This window comes from Halomonas sp. B23F22_20 (assembly GCF_043496985.1).
In the GTDB taxonomy this organism is placed as follows: Bacteria; Pseudomonadota; Gammaproteobacteria; order Pseudomonadales; family Halomonadaceae; genus Halomonas.
The window spans coordinates 237,439-251,789 of record NZ_JBIEKH010000004.1; the positions used below are offsets into that span (position 1 = coordinate 237,439).

The window sequence follows — 14,351 nt, forward strand, 5'->3', positions numbered from 1 at the left end:
AAGTGGAAATGCCCTCAAGGCGCGTATTCCCCCTGTACAGGGCGGGTCCCTCGGTCATAATGCACTCATGTAGAGAGTCATTTTTCAGGGGAATACCGATGCTGCCCACTCCGGTCCCAGGCTGGCGACCCTTCGTTCTCGCCAGTCTCGTCCTGGTCGCCCTGCTGCTGACGACCAGCGCCCAGGCCGACAATCCCCGCTATGCGGGTATCGTCATCGACGCCGACACCCACGAGATCCTGTACGCCGAGAATGCCGATGCGCCTCGCTACCCGGCCTCGCTGACCAAGATGATGACCCTTTACATGCTGTTCGAGGCCCTGGAGGAACGCAGCCTGAGCCTGGGGCAGCCGCTGCCGGTCTCGGCGGCCGCCGCGGCCATGCCGGCCACCAAGCTCTACCTGAAGCCCGGCGATACCCTTCCCGTGGAGACGGCGATCGAATCGCTGATCGTGAAGTCGGCCAACGACGTGGCGGTGGTCGTGGCCGAGGCGCTGGGCGGCAACGAGCGGCGCTTCGGGCAGTTGATGACCCAGCGGGCCCGGGAGCTGGGCATGCGCAACACCACCTTCCGCAACGCTTCCGGCCTGCCCGACGATGCCCAGGTCACCACCGCTCGCGACATGGCGGTGCTGGCCCGGCGGCTGATGCTCGATTTCCCCCAGTATTACCACTATTTCTCGCTGCAGCGCTTCACCTGGCGCGGCAACCGCTACAGTGGCCACAATCGCCTGCTGGCCAACTATCCCGGCGCCGACGGCCTCAAGACCGGCTTCATCCGCGCCTCCGGCTTCAACGTGGCCACCTCGGCGGTCCACGCCGGTCGGCGCATGCTCTCGGTGGTGATGGGCGGCTTTACCGCGGCGTCGCGTGACGAGCACATGGCCGACCTGCTGGATCGCGGCTTCGCGCGGGCCGCCTTGGCCGACGGCCACAACTGGCTAGCCCGCACATCGATCTCCAGCGAACGTCTGATGCCGCTGCCGGCCCGCTCGATGCCGCCGCCCAGCGGGCAGATGCTGGCGAGCCTCGAGACCAGCATGCCGGCGCCGACCCCGCAGGCTGCCACGACCCGCAACGCCTCTTCGGCGCCCGCGGTAAGCGAGCCGACGCCGCAGGTCGCCCCCTCTGTCGCTTCCGTGCCTGGGCCGGTGGTGAGCGAGTCGGCTCCGCAGGTTGCCTCATCTGTTGCCTCGGCGCCGGGGCCTGTGGTGAGCGAGCCTCCGAGCACGCCGGCAGCGATGGTTCGGGACGCCGCCGTACCCTCGCCGGATGAGGCGATCGTAGCGGCGGCAGCGACGCCCGGGGCTGCCGGCGACTCGGGCGTGGGGCGCGACGATCCCCTGCGTCCGGTGATCGAGCAGAACGAAGCGGCCGTTGGTGACTGGGGCGTGCAGGTCGGTGCCTTCAGCGACGCCGAGCACGCGCGCCGTCTCGCCGATCGCGCCGCCGCCCGCCTGGCCACCGAGCTGGCCGATGCCCGGGTCGCGGTACCGCGTGTCGAAGGTGCCGGCGTCTATCGGGCACGGCTGGTGGACCTGCACGAGGGCCAGGCCCGCCAGGCCTGCCGGCGCCTCCAGGCTCAGGGCATGGACTGCATGGTGGTCCAGGCGTCCCTCTGACGGACGGGCCCCGGCCGTCGTCTCGCGCCGGGGTTGCCGTTACCGGGCAAACCGCTTAGCTTAGGATGATCCACCCCGCCGGTTCGCCGGCGGGGTGGTTTCGTCTTCCATCAGCGGGCGTGCAAGGAGGCATCGCATGGCACCTTCCCTCAAGGGCATCCTGTTCATGTGCGGCGGCGTGTTGTGCCTGGCCCTGGGCGATGCCGTCACCAAGTGGCTGGGTGAGGTCCACTCGCCGCTGCAGATCATCTTCTTCCGCACCCTGGTCTCGCTGCCGCTGATCGTGCTGATCGCTCGCTTCAACGGCGGCCTGCGTACCCTGGGCACGCGGCGCCCGGGCGTACACCTGCTGCGCGGCCTGATCTTCACCGCCACCATGATCACCTTCATGTGGGGCCTGGTGCTGCTGCCGCTGGCCACCGCCACGGCGATCGCCTTCGCCGCCCCGTTGTTCGTGACGCTGCTGTCGGTGCCGCTGCTTGGCGAGCGGGTCGACCGACCGACCTGGTTGGCCACGCTGCTCGGCTTCGTCGGCGTGCTGGTGGTGGTGCGCCCGGGAGCCGCCGGCTTCCAGCCTGCCATGCTGGTGGTGGTCGCCGCGGCGCTGTTCTATGCCCTGACCATGGTCACGGCGCGTCGCTACGGCGAGGGCGAGCATCTCTGGGCGATGGTCTTCTACACCACCCTGGTGCCGTGCCTGTGCGCGGCCCTGACCCTGCCCTCGGTATGGCAGACGCCGGCTCCGCTGCACTGGATCGGGTTCCTGGCCGGCGGGGTGCTCGGGGTCGGCGCCATGGTGGGGCTCACCCAGGCCTTCCGCTATGCCCCGGCGGCCATCGCCGCGCCCTTCGACTACACGGCCCTGCTGTGGGCGGTGCTGCTGGGCTGGGGCTTCTGGGGGGAGATGCCGGACCCCTGGGTGTTTGCCGGCGGCAGCCTGATCATCGTCAGCGGCCTGGCCATCGCCTATCAGGAGCGACGCGTGGCGCTGAACCGCCGCCCCTCTCTGTGACGCTCCAGTGCCGGCCGGGATAAGTCGCGCTTAAGCCGAATCGGCCAGACTCGTGGATGGCGACACGCCGTCGCCATCCACTGTCACGGGAGAGACCCCACCATGAACAAGACGATCATCGTGAAGGGCGCACTGGCCCTGGGCCTGTCACTGAGCGCCGTCTCGGCACTGGCCAGTCCCACCTGCAGCGAGGCGCCCCAGAGCGAGTGGCTGCCGGCCGACGAGATGCGTGCGCGCATTAACGAGATGGGCTACGAGATCAAGACCTTCCAGACCACCGATGGCGGCTGCTACGAGATCTACGGCTGGGACGACCAGAAGCATCGCGTCGAGATCTATTTCGATCCGGTCAGCGGTGACATTGTCAAGCAGGAAGTCGACGACTAGTCCGGGAAGCCCGTCATGACGACATCTTCACAGCGGGCCCGCGTGCGGGTCTGGGATCCCCTGGTGCGCCTGGTCCACTGGCTGCTGGTGGCCGGGTTCGCGGCCAACTACCTGATTACCGAGGAGGGCAGCGCCTGGCATGACTGGATCGGCTACGGCCTGGTGGCGTTGATCGCCGTACGCTTGCTGTGGGGCTTCGTCGGCCCCTGGCCGGCGCGCTGGCGGAGCTTCTGGCCGACACCGGCGCGGCTGCGGCGGACCCTCTCCGGCCTTCCTGCCTCGGCGTCGGAGCGGGCACGCATCACCCACACCCCGCTGGGGGCGCTGATGATGCTGACTCTGCTGGCGCTGATGCTGGGGCTTGGCGTGACCGGCTACATGATGGAGGAGACGGTGCGCTTCTGGGGCGTGGGCTGGGTCAAGGTGCTGCACGAGACCATGGCCAACGCCATCGCCGTGCTAGTGCCGCTGCATGTGCTCGGCGCCGTGCTCGAGAGCCGCAAGCGCCGCGACAATCTCATCGCCGGCATGATCCACGGCTATCGACGGACGCCCGAAGAGCCCCCGCCTTCTGCCTGAGTCGGCCGGCAGTTCCAAGTCCGTTACGGCCCCGCACGGTGACGTGCGGGGCCGTTTTCGTGCGCAGGGTCGGCGCGTGCTGCCCGTGTTTTACGACAAGGCGTGGGGAAAGACGCGGGGAAAAGCCCGGGCCGCGGCCTCCGGGTCCGGGGTGCCGCAGATCGCCGAGACTACTGCCAGGCCGCCGGCGCCGGCTCGATATACCGCTTCGGCGTGCTCGGCCTTGAGTCCGCCGATGGCGACCGTGGGCAGCGGGCTGGCGGCGGCGAGCGAGGCCAGGCCGTCGAAGCCCAGCGGCGCGGCGTGGTCGCGCTTGGTGGGGGTGGCGAAGACCGGGCCTAATCCCAGGTAGTCCAGCCGCGCCGCATCGAGCCGCGCCAGCTGCTCGTGGGTCTGCACCGAGAGGCCGAGGATGGCGTTCGGGCCCAGCGCTGCCCGGGCGTCGGCGACCTCGCCGTCGTCCTGGCCGATGTGCAGGCCGTCGGCGTTGCTGGCGAGCGCCACCTCGAGGCGGTCGTTGATGATCAGCGGCACGCCGCTGCCGGCCAGTCCGGTCTTCAGGCGCCGCGCTAGCGGCACCAGCTCGGCGTCGCTGGCGTGCTTGTCGCGCAACTGGACGACACTCACGCCGCCCCGCACCGCGGCCAGCACGGTGTTCTCCAGCCCGTGGGCAGCGCACAGTTCGGGGTCGGTGACCAGATAGAGGGAGAGATCAAGGCGCATCGGTGAGCTCCAGGCGGGCGTGTCCGGTGGGAGTGGTGGCGAGGGTGTCGGGGTCGAGGGCGTACAGGGCATCGAGGAAGGCCACGGCAAAGCTGCCCGGGCCGGTGGCGGTATCGCCAGCGGTCTCGCCGGCGGCGGCGTAGGCGGCCAGCGCTGCCACCGTGGCTTCGAAGGGATCCTCAGCGTCGGCCAGGAAAGCGCCGACCACACCGGTCAACGCGCAGCCCAGGGTGGTAACGCGGGGCATCAGCGCATGGCCGCCGGCCACCCGCGCCAGGCGTCGGCCGTCGGTGACCAGGTCGACCTCGCCGGTGACCGCCACCACCGCGCCGCTGTCGCGGGCCAGGGTTACGGCGGCCCGCTCGGCGCTGGCGGCGGTATCGGTGCTGTCCACGCCACGCCCGCCTCCGCCCTGCCGGGCCAGCGCGAGGATTTCCGAGGCGTTGCCGCGAATCGCGGTCGGGCCCAGCGCCAGCAGCCGGGCGCCGGCTTCACGCCGGAAGCGAGTGGCGCCTACCGCTACCGGGTCGAGTACCCAAGGCGTGCCGGCCGCGATGGCGGCGCGGGCGGCGTCGTCCATGGCGTCCAGCCAGTGGGGCGAGAGGGTGCCGATATTGAGCGTCAGGGCGCCGGCCAGAGCGGCGAACTCGGCGGCCTCCTCGCGGGCATGGACCATGGCTGGCGAGGCGCCCAGCGCCAGCAGCACGTTGGCCATGGTGTTCATCGCCACGTGGTTGGTGATGTTGTGGATCAGCGGGGTGGTCGCGCGCACCCGAGCGAGGTGCGAGGCGTAATCGAGGGATTGCATCGGGCCTCCTGGCGGACGGGAGGCGCAGGCCCGGGAGGGCCGGCACGACTCCCTCCGCCGGCATTATCCGGGTCAGGTGATGAGGGTGCCTCTCAGCCGGAACGGTCTGCCGTGCCGGCGCCCCTGTCGTCGGGCCTCACTATCCCCCTTAGTCTCGGGCTTGTAAAGCCGGCGGGGAGCCACCTGTGCAACCGTCATATCGGGATCATGGAAAGCGGTCTCGGGTACAGGTCGCGAGGGGCGCTATGTCCCCATCCCTGGGCGCTACTTTGGCCATCCATGGCCAAAACCCCCTCTGCGACGTCCCCGGGCCGGCCCCGCCAGGACGAGATAACGGGCGGTCCCTCAGGCGGCCAGCTGGAGCACGATCAGGTTCAGCAGGCAGGCCTGGGAGACGGTCTGGAGATCAGCCGTCATGCCGTTGCCTTCCTCCTCGGGTTCGAGGTGGGATTCTGCGTTCAGGGAGCGCAGCAGCCAGGCGCCGCCGGCGGCCAGGGCGATCAGCGCCAGCGGCAGGCTGCCCACGTCCCAGGGGCTGATCAGCCATTCGATGGCGAGCAGCAGTGCGCCGCCGAGGGCCAGCCACAGCGGGCGGCTCAGGGCGGCGTCGAGGGAGGTCGGGGGAATGGCGGGCATGACGGTGCTCCTGTCCGGGTTGTCGTTGTCCGATCGATAACGCCATGGTAGCGGCGTTGGCTTAAAGTCGGCTTAAGCGACGATAAGGGTCGGACATGACGACGCGGTGTCAGGCGCGGGGCAGCCAGACCCGCACGCGCAGGCCGCCGCCAGGCGCCTCTTCCAGCGACAGGCGGCCGCCATGGCGCTGTACCAGACGGTCGACGATGGACAATCCGAGGCCGGCGCCGGCGCTCGGCCCGGCACGGTGAAAACGTGCCAGAACTTGGCGCCGCTGGGGCTCTGGGATGCCCGGCCCCTGGTCGTCTACCCGCAGCGTCAGCCACTCGGCCTCGCCGCCGAGAGCCACGTCGATGCGTCCGCCGGCCGGCGAGTGGTGCATGGCGTTGCCGACCAGGTTCTGGACCAGGGTGGTGATCGCGCCGGGCTCGGTGCGCAGCCGCCAGTCGCGGCGCTCGTCGGCCTCGAGGTGCAGTTCCTGGCCGTGGTCGGTGGCCAGCGGCAGCAGCTCGGCCAGGGCCTCGCGCACCTCGTGCAGCAGGTCGATGTCCTGGTCGGGGGTCTCCTCCTGCTCGGGCTCGAGGCGCGCCAGGGTCAGCAGCTGGCCGACCAGCCGGGTGGCGCGGGCCATGCCGTCACGCAGCTGGGTCAGGGCCTCGCGGCGGTCGTCCGGGTCCTGGGTGGCCAGGGCGTTCTGGGCATGCAGGTCGAGCACCGCCAGCGGGGTCCGCAGCTCGTGGGCGGCGTCGGCGATGAAGCGTTTCTCGCGGCTGCGCAGCTCGCGCAGCCGCCCCAGCAGCCGGTTGAGCGCCCCGGCGATGGTGGCCAGCTCCTGGGGCAGCGGGGTCTCCGGTAGCGGCTGGAGGTTGTGGGGATCGCGGTTGCGGATCTGGGCGGCCATGCGTGACAGCGGGCGCAGCCCCCAGCCGATGGCCCACCACAGCAGCGCCGCCAGTACCGGCAGGCCCAGCAGGTCCGGCAGCAGGGTGCGCTGGGCGATGTCGGTGACCAGCCCGCCGCGCACGTCGCCGCGCTCGCCGACCAGCACCCGTAGGTCGTCGTCCGAAGCGCTCAGGGCGAAGACCCGCCATTCGCGGTCGTTCAGCCGCACGTCCTGGTAGCCGTCGCGGCGTTCAGTGAACGGCGCAGAGGGGGCGCTGGCCGAGCGCAGCAGCAGTCGCTCGCCGCGCCAGGCCTGGAAGGCCACCTTGCCCTCGTAGCGATGGCCGGCGATGGCCGAGTCGCCCGACTCGGCACGCTGGAGCGCGCTGTCGAGGCTCGCCAGCAGGGCGTCGCGCTGCGTCTCGGGGAGCGGCGCGCGTATCAGCCCCTCCAGCAGGCGAGCGTTCTGGGCCAGGCGGGCGTCGAACAGTTCTTCGACCTCGTGAGTGGCATCACGGTAGCTAGTCACGCCGATCACCAGCATGCACAGCGCGACCACCAGTAGAACGATGCCCAGGGTGCGGCGGCGGATGGAGCTCATGTGTCCTCGTCCGTCGCGGCCTTGTCCATGATGTAGCCGATGCCCCGCAGGGTGCGGATCAGCTCGGGAAACAGCTTGCGACGAAGATGGTGCACGTGGACTTCGATCGCGTTGCTCTCCACGTCCTCGTCCCAGCCGTAGACCAGCCGGGTCAGGGTATCGCGGGTGAAGGCGTGTCCCGGGTGGCTGAGGAATTCCTGCAGCAGGGTAAATTCCCGGCGCGACAGCGTGACCGGTTCTCCGAGGTAGGTGACGAGGCGATTGCCGGGGTCGAGCACCACGCCGCGGTGGCGCAGTTCGCTGGTGACGTGACCCTGGCTGCGCCGCAGCAGGGCGCGCAGCCGCGCCTTGAGCTCGGCGACCTCGAAGGGCTTGGTCAGGTAGTCGTCGGCGCCGGCGTCCAGGCCCTGGATGCGCTCCTCGATGCCGTCGCGGGCGGTCAGAACCAGCACCGGGACCCGATTGCCGGCCCGGCGCAGGCGTTCGAGCAGGCCGACGCCGTCGAGCCGTGGCAGGCCCAGGTCGAGGATGACGGCGTCGAAGGGCTCCTCGTCCTGCAGGGCATGGAGGGCGCTGACGCCGTCGTCGAGGATGTCGACGGTGTAGTGCTCGGGTTTCAGCGCCAGGCGAATGCCCGACGCCAGGCTGGGGTCGTCCTCCACCAGCAGTATGCGCATGGCCTGTCCTTGTCAGTGATCGAGCTGCTCGAGCAGGGCCTGCACCTCCTGGCGACGTCCGGCATCGGCGCGCTCACGGCCTGGGCGAGGCGCCGCTTCGAGGGCATGGCGCAAGGCCTGGCGAGCCTCCTGATCGCGGCCCTGCTCATGCAGATAGTCGCCCCAGAAGTAGAGACTGTCGAGCCCATCGGGCGAGACGCCCAGCCCACGTTTCAGGTAGCGCTCGGCTTTCTCGTCGTCGCCGAAGGACACCGGCCAGCCGGGCACCTGATAGTAGAGCGCGCCGAGGCTGGTGTAGGCGGCGCCGTCGAGCGCCAGCGGATCCAGCGACAGCGAGGCCTCCAGCTCCTCGCGCGCCTGCTTGACCAGGTTCAAGGCGGACAGGCCGCCGCTGGCGCCGGCCTGGGTAGAGCGCACGATACCCGCCCAGGCGTGCAGCTCAGCGGCATCGGGATGGGCCGCGACGGCCTGCTCGGCGCGTTCGGCCAGCGCCGCGTAGGCGTCTTCCTGCTGGTTCTCGGGCAGGTCGTAGCGAATTTCCGCCCAGCGCGATTGCAGGCCCGACAGGGCGTCGGCGACCTCGGGCTCCATGGCCAGGGCGGACGCCGCCGGCCAGGCGGCCAGGGCGGCCAGCACAGAGAGAGCGGCAAACCGGAAGGTGGCGAGACGATGCGTCATGGCGTGTCTCCCTTGGCGGGGGCGATGAAGCGGCGGATGGTGGGTAGCTGGCGGCGCAATGCGCGATCGATCAACCCCGGACACAGCGCGTTGAGGCGAGCGAAGATCGGCTCGGCGCCGCCCAGGCGGGTCTCCTTGCGGCCCCGCTCGATGGCGCGTCGCACCTGAACGGCTACCGTCTCCGGGGCGTCCATGGCGTTGCCCAGCGCCTGGTTCAGCTGTTCCATGGCCGGCGCGTTCATGGCGGTACGGGTCGCCCGTGGCGCGACGTAGAGCACCCGGACCGGGGAGTCGGCCAGCTCGCGGCGCAGTGCCTGGGTAAAGCCGTAGAGCGCGAACTTGGTGGCACAGTAGGCGGCCTGGCCGGGATAGCCGATATGGCCGAAGGCCGAGCCCAGATTGATCACCAGCCCCTGCTCGGCACGACGCAGTTGGGGCAGCAGGGCGCGAGTCAGCTGCAGAGTGGCGGTCAAGTTGGTGGTCACCAGCGACTCGAGGGTAGCGTCGTCGGTGTCCTCGAACAGCGCCGCGCGGTTGGCGCCAGCGGCGTTGATCAGCATGGTGCAGTCCAACCGTTCGGCGGCCCTCACCAGCTGGGCGCGATCCTCGGCGCGGGTGAGGTCGGCGGGCTGGGCCGTGACCTGACCGGGGTGGCGTCGGCACAGGCGTTCCAGGGTCGCGGCGTCACGCCCGGTGACCAACAGTTGGGCCCCGGCCGCGGCGAGTTCGTCCACCAGCGCCCGGCCGATGCCGCCGCTGGCGCCGGTGATCAAGACTCGCTGGCCGGGCCAGCCCTCGATGAGATAGTGCGGATCAGACCAGCGCATCGGTGAGCTCCCGGGCGGCTTCGCCCCCCGTGCAGCGGGCCGTGACGCCCCGGAACATGGCGCCATAGAGGCGATAGACCATGCGCGCGGTCTCGATCACCGCGTTCAGGTCGTCCTCGTCGAGGCGGTCGATCAGTGTCTCGAAGAAGGCCAGGTGGCCGATATCCAGGTCGCCGTGCGAACTCAGGTAGCGCACGGCATCGTCGGGCAGCCCGAGGCTCGCCTGCAGCTGTTCGGCGGCGCGGGTGGCCAGCGCCGTGCTGGTGCCTTCCAGCACCTGCACCATGCCGAAGAAGGCCACCGGATTGCCGTGCTCGATGCGGTCGCGCACGTAGGCCACCATCAGCGCGGTGGCCGGGTCGGGTGACGCGGCGGCGGCTGCCTCAGGGTCGCCGCCGGCGGCGCGGATATCGTCGAGGATCCACTGTTCGTGGCCGTGCTCCTCCTCGATGTACTCCACCAGCGGGGCGCGCAGCCAGCCCAGCCGATCGGGCAGGCGGGCCCCGCAGGCCATCATCAGCGGCACCGTGAAGCGCACGTGGTGATAGGCCTGGCCGAGAAAGGCGAGGTACTCGTCCCGGCCGACCTCGCCGTTCACGGCGCGGGTTAGCATGGGGGTGGCCAGCAGCCAGTCGCGGTCGGCGCGGGTGGCGTCCTGCAAGCGTTGATAGGCACTCATGGGGTCACTCCTTGGTGGCTTGGGGGATGCAGCCAGTCGCGGTAGGCGGCCAGGATGGCCGTGCGGCGCAGGCGGCCGTTGGCCGTCAGCTGGTCGTTGTGGGGGGTGAAGGGCGCGCAGCGGCGCCACTCGCCCACCCGGGCATAGTCGGGCAGGGTGGCGTTGGCCGCGGCGATCTCGGCGGCGATGGCCTCGTCGGAAAGATCTTGGGCGGCGGGCACGATCAGCGCCCGGTTATGGGTCATGGCCTCGCCGTGGACCATGGCTTGGGCGATGCCCGGGCGTGTGGCCAGCACGCCTTCCACCCACTGGGGATCGACGTTGCGCCCATAGGCGGTGATGAAGACCTCGCGGCGACGGCCCTCCAGCATCAGTGCATCGCCCGCCCAGTGGCCGAGGTCACCGGTGGCATGCCAGCCCGTCACCGGCGGCTCGCCCAGGTAGCCGAGCATGGTGGCCCCCCTCACCTCGACCTCGCCGTCGTCGCTCAGGCGCACCCGGGCATGAGGTAGCGGCCGGCCCACGCCGCGGGGGGCTTCCCCGGGGCGGTTGAGGCACACCACCGAGGCGCATTCGGACAGGCCGTAGCCCTCCGCCACCGGCCAGCCGGCGGCCAGGGCTCGCTCGAGCAGCGGCGCGGCGACCCGCGCGCCGCCCACTGCCACCAGCTGCAGACTCTCTGGCGCGGCAGGCGCGGCGTCCACCAATGCCTGGAGCTGCTGGGGCACCAGGATCAGGCTGTGGGGGCGATAGCGCTCGATGGCGGCTAGCGCGGTGTCGGCGTCGAAGCCGCTGGCCCCCCGCCAGCCGAGCTCGGCGGCACCGGGCAGGGCCACGCTGGCGCCGAGCCACAGCGGCAGATAGAGCCCGCCGAGGTTCTCCAGCAGGGTGGCCAGGGGCAGCATGGCCAGGTGGCGCTCGATGGTCACCGGGGCGACCGCCTCGGCCAGGCTCATTGCCACCGCCAGCACGGCCTCGGTGTCGAGGCACACGCCCTTGGGCGCGGCGCTGGTACCGGAGGTGAAGGTGATGCGGGTGGTGCCGGGATGCAGCGCCGGCGGCGTCGGTACCGCGCGGATGGCGATGTCCACCGCCTCGGTAGCGATGAATCCCAGCGGCTCGCCGCCGGGGCCGATCCAGGCGTCGAGGCCGGCCCGTTCGACCAGGTGGCGGCGCTGGGCGTCGCCGAAGAAGGCTGGGACCGGCACCGCCACCCGGGCATCGGCGAGCATGGCCAGGTCCCACAGTGCCCACTCCACGCCGTTGTCCAGTGCCAGGCCCACGCGGCGGGCACCGACCGCCGCCAGCCGCGCTCGGCGCGCGTCGATCTCGTCGGCCAGATCGCCATAGCTCAGGCGGCGTTGGCCATCCTCGAGTGCCGTGGCAGCAGGGTCGCGTTCGGCGTGAGTGGCCAGGCGGTCAAGGAAGCGTTCAAGCCGGTCGGACATGATCACCCTCCGACGGTGCGCTCAGAAGGCCGGCTGTACGCAGTCGCTCGCGGGCCAGCTGCAGGTCGCCGGCCATCACCCAGGGGTGCTGGTCGTAGTAGCGTCCCCAGGCTTCCCGCTCCTTGCCCAGCCAGGCGGGATCGGCGAGGCGCAGCGGCAGCAGGTCGATGCCCAGCCGCCGAATGCCGTTGATCACCGCCGGGATGGCGGTGAACAGCACCCAGCGCAGCCCCTCGCCGGCCAACTGGTCGATCAGGCAGGGGAACAGGCGTGCCTGCAGGCCGCGGCGAATGCTCACCAGGTTGCCGATCTCGGCGATGTGCTCGCGGGCGACCGGTGCGCCAAGGGCCTGGCTCAGGCAGGCCTCGGCGGGGGCGTCCAGATAGCCTTCCTGGAACAGCCGTTCCCGGTGGGCGTGTCGCACGCCCACCGCGGCCAGCGGCTGCTCGCTTTGCCAGAGGCCGAACAGGCGCGGCAGGAACTGGGAGATGTGGGCATCGTGTTCGGCGGCGAAGCAGTGGGCCACCAACTGTTCGAGGCGACGGCGCTCCGACCAGTGATTGGCTTCGCGCCATTCGAGTGGCCGTTCGGGGGCAGGGTGCGCGACGGTCAACGACATCGGGGTGTCTCCTTGACGTTTCCCCGACAGTTTGGGCCGCGCAACTTAACGCAGACTTAATTTCGCGATGTCTAGTACGGTGTTGGAGGGCGGTGCCCCGAGCCCCGGCGGCTGGAGGCTCAGGCGCGATGGTCTGACGCCGGCCCGAAGGCCGGCGTCATGCGAGGGTGAAGAGCCGGCTTACTTGCCGGGCTGCTTGACCAGCCGCAGGTAGGGTTTCTTCTCGTCCCAGCCTTCGGGGAACAGCTTGGCGGCTTCCTCGTTGCTGACCGCAGGCACGATGATGCAGTCGCCGCCCGGCTGCCAGTTCACCGGGGTGGCCAGCTTGTGGGAGTCGGTGAGCTGCAGGCTGTCGAGCACGCGCAGGATCTCGTCGAAGTGACGCCCGGTGCTGGCCGGATAGGTCAGGGTCAGGCGGATCTTCTTGTTGGGGTCGACGATGAACACGCTACGCACCGTGAGGGTGTCGTTGGCGTTGGGATGGATCATGTCGTAGAGATCGCTGACCTTGCGGTCGGCGTCGGCCAGCAGCGGGAAATTCAGGGCGCTGCCCTGGGTTTCCTGGATGTCGCCGGCCCAGGCCTTGTGATCCTCGAGCGGATCCACCGACAGCCCGATGACCTTGGTGTTGCGCTTTTCGAACTCCGGCTTGAGCCGCGAGACCTCGCCGAGTTCGGTGGTGCACACCGGGGTGAAGTCCTTGGGATGGGAGAACAGGATCACCCAGCTGTCGCCGGCCCACTCGTGGAAGTGGATGGGACCCTCGGTGCTTTCCTGGGTAAAGTCGGGGGCGATATCGCCGAGTCGCAGTGACATGGTGTCCTCCTTGGGTCGAAAGGTCGGCATCGCCAGACGATGCCGAGCGGTCAATGAAGCAGGATTGCACGCTCCGGCGGAGCGGGAAAAGAATTCCTGGTCATATGGTTGGGCAATGTCCGAAGCCATGTTCGACGCCCTGCTCGCCAAGTGCGCGTAATGCGTGTCGGGCGTCACGGTGCCGGGGCGGCGGCACCCAGGAAGCGCTCCTGCCAGTAATCCAGCGACAGCGAGGTCACGCTGACCCGGCGCCCGCTCCCGGGCGCGTGGATCATCTCGCCGTCGCCCAGGTAGATGCCCACGTGGCTGGCATCACCACCGCCGGCGGTGTCGAAGAACAGCAGGTCGCCGGGGCGTGCCTCGTCGATCGGCGGCAGGCGCGCGAACTGTCGGCGCGAGGTGCGCGGTACCGAGATGCCCGCCCGCGAGTAGACCCGCTGCACCAGGCCCGAGCAGTCCAGCCCGCTGGCATCCGTGCCGCCGAAGCGGTAGGGCGTGCCCAACGACTGGCGCGCCTCGGCGAGGACCAGCGCCCGGTCCACCGATAGGCCGCCGCCATCGCGCATGGCCAGATCAGGGCCGGCACAGCCGGCAAGTGCCAGCAGCATCGCCAGCACGACCAGCGTCATCATCCGATCGAGACGGGTCGCGACGCAGAGCGCCGGGGCGGGTGAAGCTGAAGTCGCTGGCATGGGCATCTCTCAGGGCGTCCGTTTTCCCTCTTGTCGTTCCCAGCCTAGCCGGCCCGCAGAGCCCTGTGAATATCAGCGGAAGGCGATTCTCGTGCCGTGGGTCAGCATCTCGTCCGGAGTCATGGCATGGCCGGGCACGCCGATCATCTCGTCGCCGCACTGGTCCGACCAGGTCAGCACGCCGTGGGTCAGCCCCAGGCCGCCCAGCAGGTCGCGGATTTCACCGGTGCCTAGAAAGGTGCAGGTCTTGCCTTGCTTGTCGGAGAGGGTGGACACGCCGTTGGCATGGTGGAAGCGGACCGTGTAGATGCCGTCCATGGACTCCACCTCGACGATCGGCGAGAAACCGTGGGAGAGGGCGTGGGAGAGTTCTTTGAGGGTGATGTGGTCCCCCAGGGACAGGTCGATGGCGGCCATCTCGGGCTCCTGAGTGGTGGGTGGTGTATAGAAAATGTAGAACTCTGGCGGAAACCCCGCCAGTGGCGATGAGAAAAGGGAAACCACGCAGCTCTGGGGCCGGAAAGGCGTGGGAGAGTTGTCGTGCTTTCTTGTGATGTATGGCTCTTGTATCGAAAATGGTCCTGCGGGCTTCGGGCTTCGGGCTTCGGGCTTCGGGCTTCGGGCTTCGGGCTTCGGGCTTCGGGCTTCGGGCTTCGGGCTTCGGG

Annotated in this window: 17 protein-coding genes and 1 riboswitch; of the genes, 4 read left to right on the forward strand and 13 right to left on the reverse strand. The window is 69.9% G+C overall.

The window, feature by feature from the left end; genetic code table 11:
• Positions 1-98 precede the first annotated feature (98 nt).
• The 4 genes from ACGTN6_RS04610 (at position 99) to ACGTN6_RS04625 (ending at position 3,600) form a co-directional block, all read left to right on the forward strand.
• Positions 99-1,622, forward strand: a complete 1,524-nt coding sequence (locus ACGTN6_RS04610) for a serine hydrolase (protein ID WP_394590102.1) — start codon at positions 99-101, stop codon at positions 1,620-1,622.
• Between the two features lie 136 nt (positions 1,623-1,758).
• Positions 1,759-2,634: a DMT family transporter gene (locus ACGTN6_RS04615; protein ID WP_394590103.1), complete on the forward strand. Its 876-nt coding sequence runs from the start codon at positions 1,759-1,761 to the stop codon at positions 2,632-2,634.
• A 102-nt stretch (positions 2,635-2,736) separates the two neighbouring features.
• Positions 2,737-3,021 (forward strand): PepSY domain-containing protein, encoded by a 285-nt coding sequence (locus ACGTN6_RS04620; RefSeq protein WP_183386852.1) that lies wholly within the window; start codon positions 2,737-2,739, stop codon positions 3,019-3,021.
• A 15-nt stretch (positions 3,022-3,036) separates the two neighbouring features.
• On the forward strand, positions 3,037-3,600 hold the full coding sequence (locus ACGTN6_RS04625) for a cytochrome b/b6 domain-containing protein (protein WP_394590105.1): 564 nt from the start codon (positions 3,037-3,039) through the stop codon (positions 3,598-3,600).
• A gap of 90 nt (positions 3,601-3,690) precedes the next feature.
• On the opposite strand, the gene thiE is transcribed toward ACGTN6_RS04625, so the two are convergent.
• The 13 genes from thiE to ACGTN6_RS04690 form a co-directional block, all read right to left on the reverse strand.
• A complete protein-coding gene (gene thiE, locus ACGTN6_RS04630) occupies positions 3,691-4,323 on the reverse strand; it encodes a thiamine phosphate synthase (protein WP_394590106.1) in 633 nt (210 codons plus the stop codon).
• Positions 4,313-5,131, reverse strand: a complete 819-nt coding sequence (thiM, locus tag ACGTN6_RS04635; RefSeq protein ID WP_394590107.1) for a hydroxyethylthiazole kinase — start codon at positions 5,129-5,131, stop codon at positions 4,313-4,315. The genes thiE and thiM overlap by 11 nt, the downstream gene beginning before the upstream one ends.
• Positions 5,132-5,163: 32 nt before the next feature.
• Positions 5,164-5,266: riboswitch (TPP riboswitch) on the reverse strand.
• 210 nt (positions 5,267-5,476) lie between these two features.
• A complete protein-coding gene (locus ACGTN6_RS04640) occupies positions 5,477-5,767 on the reverse strand; it encodes a hypothetical protein (RefSeq protein WP_394590108.1) in 291 nt (96 codons plus the stop codon).
• 109 nt (positions 5,768-5,876) lie between these two features.
• Positions 5,877-7,250, reverse strand: a complete 1,374-nt coding sequence (locus tag ACGTN6_RS04645; RefSeq protein WP_394590109.1) for an ATP-binding protein — start codon at positions 7,248-7,250, stop codon at positions 5,877-5,879.
• Positions 7,247-7,927 (reverse strand): response regulator, encoded by a 681-nt coding sequence (locus ACGTN6_RS04650; protein ID WP_394590110.1) that lies wholly within the window; start codon positions 7,925-7,927, stop codon positions 7,247-7,249. The genes ACGTN6_RS04645 and ACGTN6_RS04650 overlap by 4 nt, the downstream gene beginning before the upstream one ends.
• 12 nt (positions 7,928-7,939) lie before the next feature.
• On the reverse strand, positions 7,940-8,605 hold the full coding sequence (locus tag ACGTN6_RS04655) for a tetratricopeptide repeat protein (protein ID WP_394590111.1): 666 nt from the start codon (positions 8,603-8,605) through the stop codon (positions 7,940-7,942).
• Entirely contained in the window at positions 8,602-9,432 is an 831-nt protein-coding gene (locus ACGTN6_RS04660) for an SDR family oxidoreductase (RefSeq protein WP_394590112.1), read from the reverse strand. Before ACGTN6_RS04660 ends, ACGTN6_RS04655 begins: the two co-directional genes overlap by 4 nt.
• Entirely contained in the window at positions 9,419-10,111 is a 693-nt protein-coding gene (locus tag ACGTN6_RS04665; RefSeq protein ID WP_183386859.1) for a TenA family transcriptional regulator, read from the reverse strand. The genes ACGTN6_RS04660 and ACGTN6_RS04665 overlap by 14 nt, the downstream gene beginning before the upstream one ends.
• A complete protein-coding gene (locus ACGTN6_RS04670; protein ID WP_394590113.1) occupies positions 10,108-11,559 on the reverse strand; it encodes an AMP-binding protein in 1,452 nt (483 codons plus the stop codon). Before ACGTN6_RS04670 ends, ACGTN6_RS04665 begins: the two co-directional genes overlap by 4 nt.
• Complete coding sequence (locus tag ACGTN6_RS04675; protein WP_394590114.1) at positions 11,543-12,178, reverse strand: thermostable hemolysin; 636 nt, start codon at positions 12,176-12,178, stop codon at positions 11,543-11,545. Before ACGTN6_RS04675 ends, ACGTN6_RS04670 begins: the two co-directional genes overlap by 17 nt.
• Before the next feature lie 180 nt (positions 12,179-12,358).
• Complete coding sequence (locus ACGTN6_RS04680) at positions 12,359-12,994, reverse strand: peroxiredoxin (protein WP_183386866.1); 636 nt, start codon at positions 12,992-12,994, stop codon at positions 12,359-12,361.
• Between the two features lie 173 nt (positions 12,995-13,167).
• Positions 13,168-13,626: a C40 family peptidase gene (locus ACGTN6_RS04685; protein ID WP_394590119.1), complete on the reverse strand. Its 459-nt coding sequence runs from the start codon at positions 13,624-13,626 to the stop codon at positions 13,168-13,170.
• A gap of 132 nt (positions 13,627-13,758) precedes the next feature.
• Positions 13,759-14,103 carry a DUF6482 family protein gene (locus tag ACGTN6_RS04690; RefSeq protein ID WP_394590115.1) on the reverse strand — a complete coding sequence of 115 codons (345 nt, stop codon included), beginning with the start codon at positions 14,101-14,103 and terminating at the stop codon, positions 13,759-13,761.
• Positions 14,104-14,351: the final 248 nt, after the last annotated feature.